The sequence below is a fragment of the Priestia sp. BR_2 genome (assembly GCF_041954005.1).
GTDB classification, from domain to species: domain Bacteria; phylum Bacillota; class Bacilli; order Paenibacillales; family Paenibacillaceae; genus Paenibacillus_AQ; species Paenibacillus_AQ lautus_A.
On sequence record NZ_JAVFHM010000312.1, the window covers coordinates 254,872 to 273,621 of the forward strand.

Annotated in this window: 14 protein-coding genes; 1 reads left to right on the forward strand and 13 read right to left on the reverse strand. The window is 49.3% G+C overall.

Annotated features, from left to right (window positions below; translation table 11 throughout):
* Positions 1-17 precede the first annotated feature (17 nt).
* The 3 genes from RB298_RS27940 to RB298_RS27950 all read right to left on the reverse strand — a co-directional run bounded on the left by RB298_RS27940 (position 18) and on the right by RB298_RS27950 (position 3,194).
* A complete protein-coding gene (locus RB298_RS27940; protein WP_009595751.1) occupies positions 18-854 on the reverse strand; it encodes a carbohydrate ABC transporter permease in 837 nt (278 codons plus the stop codon).
* On the reverse strand, positions 854-1,747 hold the full coding sequence (locus tag RB298_RS27945) for a carbohydrate ABC transporter permease (protein WP_009595691.1): 894 nt from the start codon (positions 1,745-1,747) through the stop codon (positions 854-856). Before RB298_RS27945 ends, RB298_RS27940 begins: the two co-directional genes overlap by 1 nt.
* A gap of 106 nt (positions 1,748-1,853) precedes the next feature.
* On the reverse strand, positions 1,854-3,194 hold the full coding sequence (locus tag RB298_RS27950) for an ABC transporter substrate-binding protein (protein ID WP_009595768.1): 1,341 nt from the start codon (positions 3,192-3,194) through the stop codon (positions 1,854-1,856).
* Between the two features lie 579 nt (positions 3,195-3,773).
* On the opposite strand from RB298_RS27950, the gene RB298_RS27955 reads away from it, so the two are divergent.
* Positions 3,774-4,814, forward strand: coding sequence for a LacI family DNA-binding transcriptional regulator (locus RB298_RS27955; RefSeq protein WP_375121747.1), 1,041 nt, complete (start codon positions 3,774-3,776; stop codon positions 4,812-4,814).
* Positions 4,815-4,964: 150 nt separating this feature from the next.
* Here the strand turns inward: RB298_RS27955 and glnA are convergent, their stop codons facing one another.
* The 10 genes from glnA to RB298_RS28005 all read right to left on the reverse strand — a co-directional run bounded on the left by glnA (position 4,965) and on the right by RB298_RS28005 (position 18,441).
* Positions 4,965-6,389, reverse strand: a complete 1,425-nt coding sequence (glnA, locus tag RB298_RS27960) for a type I glutamate--ammonia ligase (protein WP_009595727.1) — start codon at positions 6,387-6,389, stop codon at positions 4,965-4,967.
* A gap of 297 nt (positions 6,390-6,686) precedes the next feature.
* A complete protein-coding gene (aroF, locus tag RB298_RS27965; protein ID WP_213579613.1) occupies positions 6,687-7,742 on the reverse strand; it encodes a 3-deoxy-7-phosphoheptulonate synthase in 1,056 nt (351 codons plus the stop codon).
* 185 nt (positions 7,743-7,927) lie between these two features.
* The gene (locus RB298_RS27970) at positions 7,928-9,718 is read right to left on the reverse strand and encodes a sensor histidine kinase (protein ID WP_096776406.1); all 1,791 of its coding nucleotides are present in this window, start codon (positions 9,716-9,718) and stop codon (positions 7,928-7,930) included.
* Positions 9,719-9,756: 38 nt separating this feature from the next.
* Complete coding sequence (locus tag RB298_RS27975) at positions 9,757-11,331, reverse strand: helix-turn-helix domain-containing protein (protein WP_096776407.1); 1,575 nt, start codon at positions 11,329-11,331, stop codon at positions 9,757-9,759.
* A 79-nt stretch (positions 11,332-11,410) separates the two neighbouring features.
* Positions 11,411-13,081: an extracellular solute-binding protein gene (locus tag RB298_RS27980; protein ID WP_213579614.1), complete on the reverse strand. Its 1,671-nt coding sequence runs from the start codon at positions 13,079-13,081 to the stop codon at positions 11,411-11,413.
* A gap of 79 nt (positions 13,082-13,160) precedes the next feature.
* Positions 13,161-14,057: a carbohydrate ABC transporter permease gene (locus tag RB298_RS27985; RefSeq protein ID WP_009594306.1), complete on the reverse strand. Its 897-nt coding sequence runs from the start codon at positions 14,055-14,057 to the stop codon at positions 13,161-13,163.
* A gap of 31 nt (positions 14,058-14,088) precedes the next feature.
* A complete protein-coding gene (locus RB298_RS27990) occupies positions 14,089-15,045 on the reverse strand; it encodes an ABC transporter permease (protein ID WP_009594311.1) in 957 nt (318 codons plus the stop codon).
* 250 nt (positions 15,046-15,295) lie between these two features.
* Positions 15,296-16,246, reverse strand: a complete 951-nt coding sequence (locus RB298_RS27995) for a 4-hydroxy-3-methylbut-2-enyl diphosphate reductase (RefSeq protein WP_096776699.1) — start codon at positions 16,244-16,246, stop codon at positions 15,296-15,298.
* A 52-nt stretch (positions 16,247-16,298) separates the two neighbouring features.
* The gene (locus RB298_RS28000) at positions 16,299-17,753 is read right to left on the reverse strand and encodes a sensor histidine kinase (RefSeq protein WP_015737117.1); all 1,455 of its coding nucleotides are present in this window, start codon (positions 17,751-17,753) and stop codon (positions 16,299-16,301) included.
* A 1-nt stretch (position 17,754) separates the two neighbouring features.
* A complete protein-coding gene (locus RB298_RS28005) occupies positions 17,755-18,441 on the reverse strand; it encodes a response regulator transcription factor (protein ID WP_009594308.1) in 687 nt (228 codons plus the stop codon).
* Positions 18,442-18,750 lie beyond the last annotated feature (309 nt).

An 18,750-nucleotide genomic window follows, 5' to 3' on the forward strand; every position in this document is an offset into this window, starting at 1 on the left:
TTCTTCCCCTCTATGCCTTAGGATTTGACGGCTCCCGCCAGGGCACCGTCCACCAGATACTTCTGTATGAACGTATACAGAATGATCAATGGTGCGGCAACGATCGTAATTCCGCATGCAAGCAGCGGCCAGTTATTCCCGTACTGCCCTCTGAATTCTTTCAGGCCGAACGTAATGGGATAGTTGGACGGACTCGGCAGGTACATGATCGGCCCGACAAAATCGTTCCAGATTCCGATCGCGGTCAGAATGACGCCCGTTGCGATCACCGGCTTCATCAGCGGCAGAATGATCTGGAACAAGTAACGGATATAGCCGGATCCATCCATGCCTGCCGCCTCATCCAAATCGCGGCTGATCGACTTGATGTAACCGACGAACATCATGAACACCACGCCCGTCCCCGTCGTTTTCAGCAGGATATAGCCGAGCTTGGTATCATACCCGAAGAACGAAACGCTTTCCTTGAAGGACAGCATCAATTTATACTGCGCAACCATCGGGTTCGGAAGGAACTGGGACAGCAAAAAGAACATGTAGATAAAGCCGCTCCACATCACGTAACCGCGTGCGACCGGAAACGCCGCAAACAACGATACGATGATGGTCAGCACCGTCGCCGTCACCGTATAGATCAGGCTGTTCGCAAAATAACCCGCGAAATTGCCTTCGGACCATGCCTGGGAATAGTTGCCCCATTCGATGTTCTTCACGATTCCGATCGGGTTGAGCAAGTATTCGTTGAAGGATTTGAGCGATACATTGAAGACGAGCAGAAGCGGAACGACGTACAGAATCAGCAGCAAACCTATGACGGCATAAGAGAGAATTTGCGTGGTTTTGGAATTTCGCATCAATATTCCACCTCTCTCTTACGCGTCTGCCTGACGGCTACGACGACAAACAGGAGAATAATCAGGAACTGGATCACGGACAGTGCCGAAGGAAGGCCCATTTCCAAGCTTCCCCGGAACGTTTCCTTGTACACGTCGTAAGCCATCGTCCTAGTATTGAAACGACCGTCCGTTGTCGCCAATATGATATCGAACGTCGACATGGCGCCGATAATGGATAACAGCATATTCACCGTGAAGGACGGAGCGATCAGGGGGAAGGTGATATGGCGGAAAGACTGCCACTTGTTGGTGCCGTCAATATGACCCGCCTCGTATAAATCCTTCGGAACCGATTGGAGGCCAGCCAGAAAGATCAGCATGGAGTAGCCCATGTACATCCAGATCTGAACGAAAATAATATAACCGAACGCATGGGTAAAGCTGCCGAAGAACATGTCCTGATAGCCGAAAAGAGCGTCATAAAGGCGGTTGACCGGTCCGTTCAACGGATCGAACATCATGCCCCAGATCAGCGCAACCACGGCTACGCCGAGTACGACCGGCAGGAAGAATACCGCGCGGTAGAAGTAATCGCCTTTCAGCCGCTGGTTAATGATAACGGCGATAAACAGGGCGACCCCGTTTTGCACAATCGTCACGACGAACATGAAGATCAGGGTATTTACGATCGAGCGCCACCGCTCGCCCGAGTTCCCTGAGAAGAAGAGCTCCCTGTAATTATCAAGCCCGACGAATTGATAGGTGCTGCCCGGCAGGTTCTTCACATCGGTAAAGGAATAGATGACCGTCAGGATCGAAGGTCCGAAATAAAAAACGATGTATAACGCCATCGGTATCAATAGCAGCAATAACGGTATGAAGCGGTTAAACCCTTTTCCAAATGGATACATCTCTCTCACCTCGCAAATCCATTTCAATGCATGTCGGGGCCTGCTGCACAGACCCCGATTACAGTATGGTTCTTTCTATACAAGTCTCTTTATAATAGAAGAAGTTTTATTTCGGAGCGGCTGCTTCCCATTCTTTTTGCTGAATGTCAGCCAGCTCTTTTGCCGTTTTATAAGGTCCGCCCGGTGCCAGGAATTCCGTGTGAACGCCTTCTGCAGCCAGATGCTCGCCGATATTCTGGCGGTTGATCATCATGATTTCGTACGCCAATTCGAACTCGCCGAGATAAGGAGTCAGTTCATTGTCAATGAAGTCGCTTTCCGTCTGAATGTTGTCCTGCGTCGGAATGAATCCGGCTGCCTTCACGAATGTCGTGTAATTTTCCGGCTCCGAGAAGAATTCAAGCCACTTCAGGGCTCCTTCTTTGTTCGGACCTTTCTCGGCCGCGTACCATGTTACGTCATACTTGCCGACAAAGGAGGCGTTCTTCGCTGCATCCTCGGTGGCCGGAAGCGGGAAGTAACCGAATTTCAACTCTGGATTAGCTGCCGCAACGGTTGGGGCATCCCAAGAGCCGTCAGCCAGCATCGCAGCTTTTCCTGTTGCAAAATAAGAAGGCGCCGTTGCATAATCGATCCCCATGAAGCCGTCGATCATGTAATTGTCTTGAAGCGTCTTCATTTTTTCCAAAACCTCGATGGCTTCTTCATCGTTATAAGCCGTCTCGCCTTTCCACACGCCCTCGATCCATTTCTGCTGGTCTCCGCCGCCCAGGATTTTGGCCTGCAGGGCGAACACCGGAAGTTTCAAAGGCCATACGTCTTTACCTGCTACAACAATCGGTGTGATGCCTTTGGCTTTCAAGTCATCGTTCAGCTTCATAAACTCCGACCACGTTTTCGGAACGCTTAAGCCGTTCTGCTCGAAGATTTCTTTATTGTAGAAGAGACCGGACATCGCAACCTTGCCTGTAGGAACGGCATATACTTTATCGTTATAAGTTCCGGCTTTTTCGATATCGTTTGCGTTATAATTCTTAATGAAGGCTTGGTCGGATAAATCCGCAATCAATCCGGTATCGATCCATTGCTGCCAATCGGGTACTTTAGCGCCCGGCGTCCATTCCTGCGGGGAGAGTCTCATTCCCGACAAATCGGCCAGGACGTCCACGTCATTGGCGGTGATTCTTGCTCTCTGCGCCTGCTTGTATTCGTCATCCGGACCCGTAGTGGTATACTCTACCGTATACTCGGGATACTTCTCTTCAAATTTCTTATTGATCTCTTCAATCGCTTTATTGATGTTATCTTGTTTCCAGTGTAAAATTTTGATGACCTTTTTATCGCCTTTGGCAGGTGCGCCTTGATCGGCTGAATCGCTGCTTCCGCAAGCTGCCAGCGAGAAGGTTAGAGCGCCAGCCAAAAGTAATGCTGATAACTTCTTAATCATTTGTTCGTTACCCCCTGAAATTAAATTGCAATTCATTATGAAACCGGATTCATGTTTCCGCTTTTTCTTGGCCTGTACAATCTTGATGCTACGAAACTATAATTATTAATTTTCGTAATTGAGCGAATTATACCGAAAGCGGTTTCGTAATGCCTATTATTACGCATAATATTTTGTTTGTCAAAGCTTTTTTTATCGTTCCCGATACTTTTTTCTCACCGAACAGAGACAGCCCTTTTTTCTTGATATGACAAGCCTTATGCCTGTTCTCTTTCATTGACTTACCTCGCTAAAGCAGATACACTGATTTACGAAACTGTTTCGAATCCGTGTGGTATAACATAGCAGCCGGATGGTACACCTTGGCTTGGATAAGCCCTTATGCATAGGTGAACCGTCATCATTTCATTGGATCATGGGAAATTCGTTCAAAACACACTCCTTAGTTAGACAGAAAACACGTATCTCATAACTTTTCTGTCCCTAAACATTACGCATAAAGGAAATTCATGATAAACATTAGCGAAAATTAACGAAAATAATGAAATGACATTATAAACAGAATAAGGGGCGTTTCGCATGGCGTTAAACATCAAAACAATCGCTAAAATGGCAGGGGTCTCCGTATCGACCGTCTCCAAAATTATCAACAACTACAGTGATGTATCCGATGAGACCAAAGCTCGCGTGTTGGAAATTATGAGAGAAACGGGATATACCCCTTCCAATTCCGCAAAAACGTTAGCAACCAAAAAATCCAATCTAATCGGCGTCATCTTTGCGGGAAAGCTGAACGTTGATTTTACCCACCCGTTTTTTGTTGAGGTGCTGAATTCTTTTAAGAAGCAGATGGGCGTTCTCGGCTATGATCTGCTGTTTTTTTCGAACGAGAAATTCCAGGGGGAGGATGCCGACTATCTCGGACGGTGCCGCCATTATCAGGTAGACGGCTGCGTCATTATATCCGGCGAGGAAATCGAGCCCTCGATTAAGGAGCTGGATGAGAGCGATATTCCCTGCATCGGGGTGGATATTGAGCTGTTCGGCGAAATGTCGGGTCATATCATGTCCGACAATTACAAGATGTCCTCGAAGGTCGTGGAGCATTTTTATCTCCAGGGCTTCCGAGACTTGGGCTTCATTGGCGGCAGCAAGGAGTCCGAAATCTCCAATATGCGAGAGGCGGGTTATCGCAACGCCATGGAAAGCTTCGGCCTTCCGGCCCGCGCGGAGTGGTTCCTGAACGGGGATGATTTCTATGAGGCCAGCGGATATAAAGCGATGACACGGCTGATTAAGGCAGGAGCCCTGCCCCGCGCCATTTTTGCAGCCTCGGATCAGATTGCCATCGGCGCCATTCAAGCGCTTCAAGAACATGGTCTGAATGTCCCTGACGACATGTCGATCATCGGCTGCGACGATATCGAGGCTTGCAAGTACACAACGCCTAAACTAACGACGATTCGGCAAAACAAAGAGAAAATCGGCCGCTTGGCGGCACTCATGCTCTACGACCTCATCCATAAACAGTCCCCCGTCAGTTCCTTTGTCGTCGAGCCCGAACTCATCGTCCGCGAATCTTGCGGGAGCAACACGCATCACTACGGGTATTTCGGATAAACATCCGGGCAAAGGGGCAGCCAGGGCAACTAGGCTCTTAATGAGCCCCTTGCCTTTCAGAGCCATCTTAGGATTGGTTCCAGTCACGAGTGTATACCGCCAAAAAGAGCCTGGGGCATGATGCCCCAGGCTCTTTTATAATCCTGTTTATTAGATATCGTAGTACAGGGAGTACTCGTGCGGATGAACGCGGATGTTAACCGCTTTGGCTTCGGCACGCTTGAAGTCGATGAAGTTCTCGAGGAATTCTTGCGTGAATACGCCGCCCTCTGTCAAGAACTCATAGTCTGCTTGAAGTGCATCCAATGCCTCGTCCAGGGAGCCCGGTACGCTGCGGATTTCCTTCTTCTCGGCGTCGGACAATTCGTAAATGTTTTTATCGAATGGCCCGTAACCGAGCGCGGTAGGATCGATTTTGCGCTTGATCCCGTCCAGACCGGCCATCAGCATAGCAGAGAACGCAAGGTAAGGGTTCGCTGTGGAGTCCGGTGTGCGGAACTCGATGCGGCAGCCTTTAGGCGTTACGGCAGCAACCGGAATCCGTACTGCGGCAGAACGGTTGCCCTTGGAGAATACGAGGTTAACCGGTGCTTCATAGCCTGGTACCAGGCGTTTGAAGGAGTTGGTGCTCGGATTCGTCAAAGCGATCAAGGCAGGCGCATGGTACAGAATACCGCCGATGTAGTGCAGCGCCGTTTCACTCAGGTTCGCATAAGCGCCTTTTTCGTAGAACAGCGGAGTGTCGCCGTCGAAAATGGATTGGTGAACGTGCATGCCGCTACCGTTATCCCCGAACAATGGCTTCGGCATGAACGTAGCCGTTTTGCCGTATTGGCGGGCTGTGTTATGCACGATATATTTATAGATCAACAAATTGTCAGCTGTTTTCTTCAATGTATCGAAACGGAAATTGATTTCGGCCTGGCCGGCAGTTGCCACCTCATGGTGGTGACGCTCAACGCGAAGACCTGCTTCGTCGAGGAGACGGCACATTTCGCTGCGGATATCCTGTTGAGTATCCACTGGCGCTACAGGAACATATCCGCCCTTAACCCCTACTTTGAATCCCAGGTTGCCGCCTTCTTCCTTGCGGTTCGTATTCCACTGTGCTTCCTCGGAGTCTACGAAGTAGCTGGAGCTGTTCATGGAGCTTTCATAGCGGACTTCATCGAATAGAAAGAACTCGGATTCCGGTGCGAAGAAGGCTGCCGTTCCGATGCCGGCTTCTTGAAGGTATTGCTCGGCACGAGCCGCGATTCCGCGCGGGTCACGCTCATAAGCATCGCCTTCCGGAGTATAGATGTTGCTCATAATGTTAAGTGTAGGGTGTGCTGTAAACGGATCAATATAGCAAGACTCCGGATCAGGCATCATGACCATATCCGATTCTTCAATGCCGCGGAATCCTGGAATAGAAGATCCATCAAACGCTACCCCGTTCACGAAAGTTTCTTCGTCTACTTCTGAAGCCGGCAAGCTAATGTGATGCACCCGTCCCGACAAGTCTACAAAACGAAAATCGACCCACTCAATATTGTTCTCTTTAATGGTTTGCAATACTTTCTCTACCGACATGTCTCTTCCTCCCAATTTCCGAACATTAAGACTTAAACAGCTTAACAATGTTCATAATCTTTCGATTTCTTTTCGTCATTATATGCCGGGAGATAACCTGACGTCAATACCTATGTAAGGTATTTTTTAAAACGATGTCATGTTATCTGACATGAAAAACCAATTAAAGTAAATGCAGCAAAAAGACACCTGCGGTAAAAATGCAGGTGCCTTCTACTATAAATTAGGGGATGGCGAAGCCATTCATTGTGTTCTTACCACTATGCTCAAATATATCATTATAGCATGTAACACGTGTTATACGCGCGCGAATTCAGAAGCAGGCGCTTTGGCCGTGGCAAAGCTCTTCCCTACCAATGGAGCCAGCTTCTCCAAGTCTTTAAGCAGTGCGGCGAATTGGTCCGGGAACAGGGATTGGACCCCGTCGCCTGTCATCGAGTTGTCCGGATCCGTATGCATTTCAATGATAAGACCATCGGCTCCGGCCGCGACGGATGCCTTGGACATCGGTTCGACCAGCTCGCGCCGGCCCGTTCCGTGACTCGGGTCAGAGATGACCGGAAGGTGACTCAATCCTTGCAAAACAGGAATGGCAGATAAATCCAGCGTATTCCGGGTATAAGTTTCGAATGTTCGGATTCCGCGTTCGCAGAGCATGACATTCGGATTGCCGCCGGCCAGGATGTATTCCGCTGCGTTCAGGAATTCGTCATAAGTTGCACTGAAACCTCTTTTCAGCAAAACCGGTTTGCCGCAGGTGCCAAGTTTCCGAAGCAGATCGAAATTTTGCATGTTGCGGGTGCCCACTTGCAGAATATCGGCGTACTCCGCGCAGATATCGACGTATTCGGGCGTCATCACCTCTGTAATGGTCAACAGGCCATGCTTTTGCCCGGCTTCCGCCATCATGATCAGACCTTCGACGCCAACGCCCTGAAAGCTGTATGGACCCGTACGAGGCTTAAATGCGCCCCCTCTTAGCACTTGTCCGCCTGCTGCTTTCACCAGCTGCGCAATTTCATCAATCTGCTGCGCGGATTCGACGGCACATGGGCCGCCCATGACAACCAGATTGCCGCCGCCAATCTTGGTTCCCTTAATATCGATCACCGTATCATCCGGATGGAAATCACGGCTGGCAAGCTTGTAGGACTTGGAGATCTTAACTACATTCTCTACGCCCTTCATTTGGCGAAGATGCTCCGCAAGCTTCGGGTTCACGCTGCCAATCAGGCCGATCACCGTGCGATCCGCCCCCTTCGATACGTGAGCCTGGAGCCCTTCCTTCTCAATTTCGGTAACGATATGCTGAACTTGTTCCTCTGATATTTGATTGGATGTAATGACGATCATAAATAAACCTTCTTTCTGAATGAATTCCAATTTCGATGTTGATTTCAATCCATGGATAATCACTTTCGCACTTGTTCGCTTTTAAGCTTTTATGCTTTTAATCGATAAAGTAAATATACAGAAAAAATCTCCCCTCGTCAAGCCCATTCTTCAGGCCATCACGATCGGGAGATATTCCTCGCCTGTTACATCAGCGTTTTGTTGCGTCCTTCCGCTACGGTTCGCTTCACCAGCGGTATGACAATTCTTACCGTTGTCCCGATGCCGGCGCGGCTGAATAATGTGACCCCATACTCGCTGCCGTAGTGAAGCTTGATCCGTTGATCTACGTTTCGTATGCCGTAACCCGCATTGGTCAGATCCTGTCCCCCTGTATTATCCAGCACGCGGCCGGGCGGGAAACCGACGCCATTATCGATGATTTTGAATTCCAAAGCATCTTCCAGCAATCTGGCCGTGATCCGGATATGAATATAGTCTCCGGTCCACGCATGCTCGAGCACATTCTCGATAAACGGCTGCAAAATCAATTTCACGGTTTCATACCGGACAACCTCGGGCTCAAAATCATAAGTAACCTGCATCCGGTCGTCGTATTTAATCTTTTGAATGTCCACGTAAGCTTGGGCCTGTTCCAATTCATTCTTCACGGATATGATGTTCCGGCCGTCGTTGAGCGACAAACGATAAAACTTCGCCAGGTCCATTACCATGCGCTGCAGTTTATCCAGCATCCCGAACCGCGCGAGGCGGCTGATGGAGGATAGGGTATTGTATAAGAAATGCGGATTAATCTGCGCGTGCAGCGACTCCAGCTCCGCTTCCTTTTTCTGCAGGTCGGCCAGATACACCTCATTGATCAGTTTGCCGATGTTGCTGCCCATATCGTTCAAGGCTGAGGAAATATGCGTAAATTCATCATTCCCCTTAAAGGATACCCGTTTATGGAATTCGCCTTCCTGGAACGAGTCCAGCACGGATACGATTTTGGACACCCGGCGGCTGAAATATCTGGAGACCACGATGCTGACCACGAAGAAGATACCGATGCAGATCAGACAGATCAGATAGGTTAGATTACGTATTTTGACCGTGTCTTTTTCCACGATTTGAGCAGGCACGACGGCAATCAAATCCCAGCCGAGCTGGGGAATGGGCTTCCGAATCAGAAGGTCCCCGTTCTTGCGAAGTTCCTTCTCCTTGAAAACGTTTGTGGATTTTCCCCCTGATGAAAGAACGACCCGGCCCTGTGCATCCGATAAATACAATGCGGTCCCGTCACCGATCTTCTTGTAATCCATGCTTTCAAACAGGTCCGTCATACTGACGTTCATCCGCATGAACCCGATCTCCTGCGGTTTGATGGTCGAACTGATATCCACAAGCCGCCGCAGCAAGGATATGCGTCCGTTGCTCACATCGTCCTCAATCTGCTTCCACTGCAGGGTTACGCCGTAATTTTCTTCCTTCGGATATAATTTATACCAGGACCGTTCCTCCAGCCTGTCATATTGATAAATATCAAACAGACGTTTGTTGGAGTCCAGCGGGTCCGTATACGTATAACTGTCATAGATCTCCCTAAGGTCGTCGTTGCGCAGGTAGATCGATAACCAGATCCTTCGGTTCGCCGTGCTTACCGCGGTCTCCAGCTTCGGAATCAGCACGTTGATCGTGGTGTCATAGCTTATCCAAGCGCTTTCGGTAAAACGCAGACGGCTGTTAAAGGTCGTATCAAAATAAAGCATATCCGATATCCGGATCATGTCCTCCATCTTATACGATATGTTCTCGCTCATCTGATGAAGCGTGCCCTGAATGTTGTTATACGTCTGCTCTCGGGTGGACTTCACGAAGACCTGATTCGCAATCTGACCGACAAGCAGCACCGGTATAATGATAAATACGCAGTACGAAAACATTAACTTGTATCCGAAAGGTATCTTGACCCGTATTCGTTCGAATTTCCCCGCCATAGCCTGTTTGACCCCATATCTAATCTGAATTTTGCTAGTTACGAGTGCTTGCGCCGGTATTCCAGAGGCGTCATTCCATACATTTCCTTAAACTGCCTGCTGAAATAAGGCAGATACTGATAACCTGTCTGTGATGCAATTTCATATATTTTGAGCTTGGTCGTCTTGAGGAGATCCCTGGCGCGCTCCATCCGGAGCTTGATTACATAATCGCTAAAGTTGTGCCCGGTTTCTTCCTTGAAGAGCACCCCGAGATAATTCGGTGAAAAAGAAAACCGGTTCGCCATATCCCGCAGCGTAATATTCTCGTGCATGCGAGCCTGGATATTCTCTATAATCTCTTCGACCAGCCTGCCATTCTTGGTTGATTTGCGGTTCTTGAGCATTTCCGAAATTTCCATTGCCTTCATGCGGAGCCATGAGAAAATATCATCCATCGTTTCGAATTGAAGCAGAATATCCAGGTTTTTGAGCTCCAGTCCTGCCATACGATATAACTCTTCGTTCATCGCTTGGAGATGTCCTTCCAGCTTCACCATGATATACACGGCCAAATTGCGTATGGTGAACTTGGATCGGATGCTGGATGCCAGCAGTTGAATCGCTTCCAGTTCGTCATAGATACGAACGATATCATACTCCGTCATGGCTGTAAATAAAGCATCCAGACGGATGTCGAGGCTTTTTACGTCTTCCCGGTCCTCGGTCGGCACCTCGCTGTACAGGATCCATTTGCCCTTGCCCCGGAACATCTTATAATCCAGCGCGTCCAAAGCCTCCATGTACGACGTGTGAAGCTGCTCCAGCTGATGGACGGCCCTGCCTTCCCCGACCGTCATCGAATAGTTATATTCCCGTTTTAATTCCTCCAGCAGGGCTTGAATCTCTTCCTTGCCCCGGCCCCCGTTAAGGAGTACGGCCGTTCGCTGATCGGTTACCTTGCATATATATTCAAAGCCGCGCTGTTCAAGCCGTTTATGCAGTCTCGTGAAATACTCCTCTATGGCACTCAGCTTTTCCTCGGAATCGAGCGAGCCGGTTCGCCAGGTGCTCACATTATCAAGCTCCAGCAGAATGACGCAGACCGGCCAATGAAGCTCTGTCAGCCGGTACTCCCGCTTGATAATGTCCAGGATGGCTCCGTCATAGGGCCGCTGAAGGATTTGCAGGAGATACTGATTTTTGAGGATGGGGATCATCTGCTGGTAAGCTTCCTCCGTCTCCTTGCGTTCATGAAGACGATCCAGCTCCATTCTAACCTTCGTTAATGCATCGATCAGCTCCTGGTCCTCCATCGGCTTTAACACATAACTGCATGCGTTCAAAGCAATCGCCTGCTTCACGTAACCAAAGTCCTGGTAACCGCTTACGAAGATAATCCGGAGCTCCTCCTGCAATTTCAGTGCCCGCTGAGCTAGCTCAAGCCCGGTCATGTTCGGCATGCGTACATCGGTAACGAGGATGTCGACCTTCTCACTTTCGAGCACCTCACAAGCAGCAAAGCCGTTATTGACCGAATCGATCACTTTCATTCCGAGATCTTCCCATGGAATAAAGCTTTTCATGCCCTCTAGGTCCAGTATTTCGTCGTCTGCCAGCAGCACTTTATACACGGGTATCATCTCCCCCATAAATTCCGATAAGGGTATACTGCATAAGCAGCATACCCTTCTTGGTTTAAGCAAAAATTAATTATTGGCCTTTCATTTTAGCAACGTTTTCTTGCCATTTCGTTGTTTTGAATGCAAGCAGCTTATCGTATCCTGCAGCTTGAGCATCGGCTTCAGCCTTGTCGAGGATTGCCAACACTTCGGCATCATCCTTCGCGTACAGGGCTTTCGCTCTGGATTCCGTAAAAATATCTTCTACGCGTTGACGAATAATTCCTTCCTCGCTGTCCGGGGCCGGATCGAGGTTAATGTACTCCGTAGCATTGGCTTGAGTTTTCCAAGTGACTTCATATTGCCAGCGAGTCGACCAGTTGCGCTGCTCTTCCGGCAACGTGCTCTCGTATTTCGCTTTCGCTGTATCAACAAACACGGTGTTACCATTCCAGTGAAGATTCGTTGTGATGGCTTGCAGCTTGCCGAGACCGGCAGCATCCGTTACATATTTCTCGGTGAACTTCGGTGTTACGCCATCCTCTTCAAATCCGTCCCAATATCCTCCTGGAGGCCCCCACATGAGAACGCTTTGGCCTTCAGGACCAGTGTACCAATCCAAGAATGCGAAAATCGCTTCGGGATCTTTAGCGGATTTCGTAATGACGCTTACGTTCCAACCCAATTGCGTATAAGTACCAGGGAAGATCTTGTTCTTGTCCAGGCCTTCCTTGTGAATCGGCCAGATCATGAAGTAACCGGCTTCCGGATCCTTCGCCGTCAATTCAGCGTGGGCGTTCATTGCATTTTCCGTCGGGCTCGAAGCGGCATACACAGCAACGCGTCCCGTGTTCACTTTTTCTTTGACTTGGTCAGCCGTTTGGGTCATGGCATCCTGAGAAATCAATTTCTCGCGGAACAGCTTCGCGGAATACTGCATCGACTCGCGGAAAATCGGATCCGTAAAGATCGAAGTCAGCTTATCGCCGTTAGGCACACCGCGGATGCTGATCCAACGAGTCAGAGCGTTTTCTGCGAATGCAGAGTACAGCACCTCGATACCTTGACCTTGTACGTGCGGCTCATAAGGAACCACTTGATCGCCGTATTTCGCTTTGACGGCTTTCAGGTATTCATACAGATCATCCGTCGTTTCCAGCTTCGGCTCGCCAAGCTCTTTGTAGATCTTCTTGTTTACAACATAACCTGCATTACCGTTCGGTTGGTTCGTATACCAGTTCGGGAACTGATACAGCTTGCCGTCCGGAGAGCGAAGCATGTTCAGACCTTCGTCGCCCATCCACTCTTTCAGGTTAGGATATTTATCAAGATATTCATCGAAAGGTACGAGCATATCGGCTTGACGCAGCTTCTCTACGTCCGGACCACGGTCCATCCACATCACATCCGGAAGCTCCGTGGATGCGATCATGGTATTGAATTTTTGCTGTGCGTTACCTTGCGAATGGATCGCGTTGACGGTTACCTTCTTGTTCTCTTTAATCCATTTCGAAGATTCGTCTTGTCCCCATGGCGGCATGGTGTACTCGTTATAATGGCCGTAGAAACTGAACTCAAGCGGTGTTTCGCCAAGCACAAACTTGTCGGATGCCTCCGTTGGAGGCGTGCTGGTTCCGTTTTCGCCTGCAGGCGCCGGATCCGCAGTCTTGTTTCCACCGCCGCCGCCGCATGCAGAAAGCATCAGCGCTGCCGCAAGCAAAGCCGTCATGGACGTGGTCAGCGATTTCTTTCTCAACCTCATTCTCTAATTTCCCCTTTCGTTTTTACACTTGATATTTATGTCTAAAGCTTAAGGCTTCAAACAACACGCTTTGTTTTCCCTACTCTTTCAGGGAACCTACCAGAACACCTTTAACGAAGTGCTTCTGTACGAATGGATACACCATAATAATCGGAAGCGTTGCCACCATCATGGTTGCCATGGACAACGACTTGGAGGTTACGCTTTGCATCCGGGAGAGCACCGCCTGCGAAGCGGAATCCAGGTTGCTCATCTGTTCAGACATAATATTGGAGTTCAATATTTGACGAAGCATGGTCTGAATCGGAAGCAAGTTCTCGTTATTGATGTAGATACTCGGCAAGAACCATTCATTCCAATGGGAAACCGCCGTAAACAACGATAATGTTGCGATGACCGGACCGGACAGAGGCAGAATGATCTTAAAGAAAATGCCCCAGTTGCCGCAGCCGTCGATTTTGGCGGACTCTTCAAGACCGCTTGGGAGGCCGTTGAAGAATGTCCGGAAGATGATCATATTCCACACGCTTACCAAACTCGGGATAATGAACACCCAGAAGGAATCCATCAGCCCCAAACCGCGAACGAGCATGAACGTCGGGATCAAGCCGCCGCCGAAATACATCGTAACGATACACATAATCATGTAGTATTTGCGGCCGATCAACTCCCGCTTGGTCATCCCGTAAGCGAAAATGGAGGTTACCAGTATGGAGGAAATCGTTCCGATCACGGTACGAAGCACCGAAATCTTGAAACCATTCAGCAACCGGTTATCCTGAAACACGATGCCGTAATTCTCAAGCGTAAAATCACGGGGCCAGAAGGTAACGCCCCCCATTGCCGTATCTGAACCTGAGTTAAATGAAATGACTAGTCCGTTCCAAAACGGATAAAACGTTACAAAGGCCAAGAATGCCAAGAAGATATAAATGATGACCATCATCACTTTGTCGCCAAATGCTAGACGTACCACTATTACCCGCTCCCTTCCTCATAATGATCTCTTACCATAAGCTGTTTCCTGATTTGCGTGCAATCAAGTTGGCAATCGTCAGAAGCATGACGCTGATCACCGCTTTAAACAAGCCTACGGCCGTTGCATATGAGAATCGGGAGTTTTCGATACCTATTCGATAGACATATGTGTCGATAACGTCGGATACCTCTCGCAATACCGGGTTCTTAGCCAAGAGCAAGATGTCTTCGAAGCCTGCAGTCAGCAAGTTACCAATGGCAAGAATCATGAAAATAACGACGACCGGCATGATCGATGGAAGCGTAATCGTGAAGATCTGCCTGAATTTGCTTGCGCCATCCATGTCAGCCGCTTCATACATGTGCGGGTCAACCCCGGCAACCGCCGCCAAGTATACGATGGAGGAGAATCCAATCTCTTTCCATACCCCTGTCGTTACGAGAATTCCCCAGAAATATTCCGGTAGCGACAGGAAGTTGATCGGCTCTTCGATCAAATTCAGCTTCTGCAGCAAAATGTTCACGCTGCCGTTATCCGTTGACAAGAGCGAAATCGCAAAGCCTGAGACGATAACCCAGGACAGAAAGTGCGGAAGATAACTGACCGTTTGCACCAGTCTCTTGAAGAACATATGCCGAACTTCGTTCAGCATAAGCGCCAGCAGAATCGGTGCCGGAAATCCAATAAGAAACTTGAGCAAACTGATGACGATCGTGTTTCTCATGACCGTCATGAATTCCGGCGATTCAAAAAACATTTCGAAATGCTTGAATCCGGCCCACGGGCTGTCGCCCATCCCCTTGAAAATGTTAAAGTCTTGGAAAGCCATTAAAATACCGTACATCGGTATGTAGCTAAACACAAAAACGAGTGCCAGTGCAGGAAGCACCATTAACTGTATATCCCATTGTTTAGCAAAGCGAAGCAATAAGCTTTCCTTCTTCCGTTTCGGAACAGGTTCCTGTTCTACGGATATTTGCGCCATGTCCAACCCCCCGTGTGTTCTATGCCATGAAGTTTACCTGATGTCTAACATTGTAGAATAAACGATCGAATATAAACATTTGCCTATTCAACGAAAAATGATAGTATTCAATCGAGAATGAAACGCTTACACGGCATGGAATATTTGCGAGGGTGAAACGCTGGGTGCGATTCTTTTCCATAAACGTTAAAAAGACCCACCGCAAACATCATTGCGATGGGTCTGAAAAATAAGCTTGTGATGGCATTAACTATGATTTGCTCTTCACCCGAACAGGCGGAAGCAATTTACTCATATTCACCGTACGCTTGATCTCCCAAGTTTCCGGCTGATCATGTTCATACTGTTCCAAATAGGCGATGACTTCCTTCGTGATCGGAGTCGGTGTTGATGCCCCTGATGTAACTGCCACTTTGCCTACTCCTTCAAGCCATTCGCGTTTGAGTTCGGTCACATCGCCAATACGGTGGGCCGGTACTCCTGCTATCTCTTCGGATACCTGAGCAAGACGGTTCGAGTTATTGCTGCGAGGATCTCCTACCACGATCACTAAATCCGCCTGACCGGCTTGTTCGGCTACCGCTTCCTGACGCACCTGCGTTGCAAGACAAATTTCATTATGAATCTCCGCTCCCGGGAATTTATCGAGCAAGCTCTTCATGATATGCTTGATGTCCCATTGACTCATCGTGGTCTGGTTCGTGATGATGATTCGGGATGTTTTTACCTGAAGCTGTTCAATTTCTTCTTCCTTCTCGATCAGATGCACGTGTTCCGGTGCGATCCCGATCGCCCCTTCCGGCTCGGGATGCCCCTTCTTCCCGATGTAAATGATCTCATATCCGTCGGCTGCCTTATCCCGGATCAGATCATGGGTTTTCGTCACATCCGGGCAAGTGGCGTCGAGCGTGGTCAGCCCTTTATCCCGCGCAAGCTTGCGTACTTCGGGAGAGACCCCGTGTGCGGTAAAAATAACGGTCCCGCTCTCCACCTGGCTCAGGATTTCCATCCGATTCGGACCGTCCAGGGTAATGATGCCTTCGTCCTCAAAGGATTGCGTGACATGGCTGTTATGCACAATCATGCCCAATATATAAATAGGCCGAGGAAGGTCCAGATTCTGCGCCGCCTGACGCGCCAAGACCATGGCGTCGACGACACCGTAACAATAACCTCTCGGTGATATTTTCAAGACTTCGATGATCCCCACCTGCTTTCCGTAGTAATACATAAGCGATCTAGTCTATTATACCCTATTCCAGGGGAGGAGCAAAGACGACGGGGAGCCAGACGATAAAGGTGCTGCCTTCCCCTCTTCGGGTAACGACCTCGACAGAGCCCTTATGCTCATCGATGATCCATTTGGCGATGGACAGCCCGAGTCCGGTTCCGCTCGTGATGCCTCTCGACTGATCCGCACGGTAGAATCGTTCGAATATGAACGGAACCTCATCCTTATCCATACCGATTCCCGTATCCGAAATCCGCAAGCCTACCTGACCTTTGTATAGAACAACATCCAGACTAACCTCACCCTCAGGCGTGTACTTGAACGCATTCTCGATAAAAATGAACAGCATCTGCTGTAAATAATCCTTATTTCCTTCCACATAAACACCGTTCAGGACAGACAGCTCTCCGACATGCCATTCTGCGGTTTTCTCCAGGAAATGAGCGCGCCGTGCAACCTCTTCAACCAACGGCTGGAGCGGCACCGGGTCCAGCTCAAACGTCTGGCCGGTATCGGCCCGCGCCAAGGACAGCATATCGTTCACCAGCCGGCTCATCCGCTTCGCTTCATCGGATATATCGCCTACCGCTTCGACCGAGATCTGTTTGATCATTTCCTCGTCCATATCCGCTCTCTCGCCGGGAGCAACCGTCCACATCTTCTGCAGAAGATCCACATTCCCCCGGATGGTGGTCAGCGGGGTCCGAAGTTCATGGGAAGCGTCAGATACGAAGCGCCGCTGGGCCGCATAGGCATCCTCAAGCTCTTTATAGAAGCTCTCCGTCCTCTCAAGCATCCCGTTAAACGTGCCGATTAACTGACCGATCTCGTCCTGAGGCCCGTCGTATTCGATCCGTACGCTAAGGTCGGTGCCTTTTTGGATCTGCTCCGCTGCCTCCGTGACCTTGCCGATCGGTTTCATGGATTTCCGGGCTAGGAACAATCCTAGGGTTGAAGCGATCACGAGTGTCGCTGCCGAGCCCATGATGAGGATGGATTGAAGCCGGTCCAGGGTTTGCTCGATGGTGCGTGTGTTTGCACCAACTTGTAGCCATCCCACTAGCTTACGTGAAACTTGTTCAGATACAGGGGCTTCGTATACGAGAAACGAGTTACCGTTTACGCTAACCCTTTTAAATACAGGTTTATTTGTTTTCAACGCTTTTTCTACAGAAGGTAAATCAAATTGCAAGTTATTTATGGCCATATTTTCGGACTGTATAAGCTTACCGTTATAAAAGGTATAGTTTTGCCAATAGAGATCAGCATCCTCCAGCCTATTTACCGAAGAACGGTTGAGTTGAACATCCCATGCGCTTGGATCGAAGCCAATTTTATCAGCTTGCTGCTCAATCCGCTGCTTTAACTCCTCATACGTATACAAATGGACAAACCCATATACCGCCGAGCTGAATATCAGCAGTGTCACGAACAAAATGCCGGTATACCATGCTGTCAGTCTTAACCGAATGGACATGCTAGTTATCTCCTCTTAAAATATAGCCGGCTCCGCGGATCGTCTGGATCAGCCGTTTACCTCCATGTTCCTCGGTCTTCTGCCGGAGCATGGCGATATAAACCTCCAGCACGTTCGACTCCCCGCTGTAGTCATAGCCCCATATTTTATCCATAATCAAATCGCGGGACAGCACCCGCTTCGGGTTTTGCATAAACAGGTGCAGCAGCTCGAATTCCTTGGCAGTGAGCTCCAGTCTCTGCCCGCCGCGAATGACTTCCCTCGCATCCGTATCCATCACGAGATCCTCGAAGGTCAGTCGGTGGTTAGAAGTATCATCTCCGGTTTTACGGCGCAGCAAAGCCCGGACGCGGGCAAGCAGTTCCTCCAGCGCAAAGGGTTTGACCAGATAATCATCCGCTCCGGTATCCAGCCCCTTTACCCGGTTCTCCACTTCATCCTTTGCCGTCAGCATCAGCACCGGTATCGTGCTTCCGCCCTCCCGGAGTCTGCGCAGCGCTTCAAATCCATCGACCTGAGGCATCATCACGTCCAGAACGACGACATCCGGGTCCTCGCTCAATATCACTTTCAATCCTTCTGCTCCGTTGGATGCGGTCAGGACGTCATAGCCCTCAAACGCAAGCCCTCTGCGCAGCATGGAAATAATCTTCTCATCATCATCTACAATCAATATCCGGGATCGCATAGCGGCATCTCCTCTATATTCTTAGCGTTATATTTAGTACGACGTTACAATCCCATTATATCGGTCGCTTCAAGGACAAGACAAGCGGAAGGGAACGGTCCCTTCCGCTTGTTGTCACGCCTATCCAGGGTTACGGCTGCTGTTGCTGTTGCTGCTGTTGTTGGGTTAGATCAAAATCGTTCTTGTCGCCGATCGTCAGCGCTAAGTCCATGTTCTTGCCGTTACGCACCACATTCAACGTGATTTTGTCTCCTACCTTCTTCGATTGAATCAATTCAATCAGGTCCTGCGCGGTCGGATACTTGGTAC

Coding starts and splice junctions, on each gene's coding strand:
- RB298_RS27940 (WP_009595751.1), bottom strand. CDS start 854: ATGCGAAATTCCAAAACCACGCAAATTCTCTCTTATGCCGTCATAGGT.
- RB298_RS27945 (WP_009595691.1), bottom strand. CDS start 1,747: ATGTATCCATTTGGAAAAGGGTTTAACCGCTTCATACCGTTATTGCTG.
- RB298_RS27950 (WP_009595768.1), bottom strand. CDS start 3,194: ATGATTAAGAAGTTATCAGCATTACTTTTGGCTGGCGCTCTAACCTTC.
- RB298_RS27955 (WP_375121747.1), top strand. CDS start 3,774: ATGGCGTTAAACATCAAAACAATCGCTAAAATGGCAGGGGTCTCCGTA.
- glnA (WP_009595727.1), bottom strand. CDS start 6,389: ATGTCGGTAGAGAAAGTATTGCAAACCATTAAAGAGAACAATATTGAG.
- aroF (WP_213579613.1), bottom strand. CDS start 7,742: ATGATCGTCATTACATCCAATCAAATATCAGAGGAACAAGTTCAGCAT.
- RB298_RS27970 (WP_096776406.1), bottom strand. CDS start 9,718: ATGGCGGGGAAATTCGAACGAATACGGGTCAAGATACCTTTCGGATAC.
- RB298_RS27980 (WP_213579614.1), bottom strand. CDS start 13,081: ATGAGGTTGAGAAAGAAATCGCTGACCACGTCCATGACGGCTTTGCTT.
- RB298_RS27990 (WP_009594311.1), bottom strand. CDS start 15,045: ATGGCGCAAATATCCGTAGAACAGGAACCTGTTCCGAAACGGAAGAAG.
- RB298_RS28000 (WP_015737117.1), bottom strand. CDS start 17,753: ATGTCCATTCGGTTAAGACTGACAGCATGGTATACCGGCATTTTGTTC.
- RB298_RS28005 (WP_009594308.1), bottom strand. CDS start 18,441: ATGCGATCCCGGATATTGATTGTAGATGATGATGAGAAGATTATTTCC.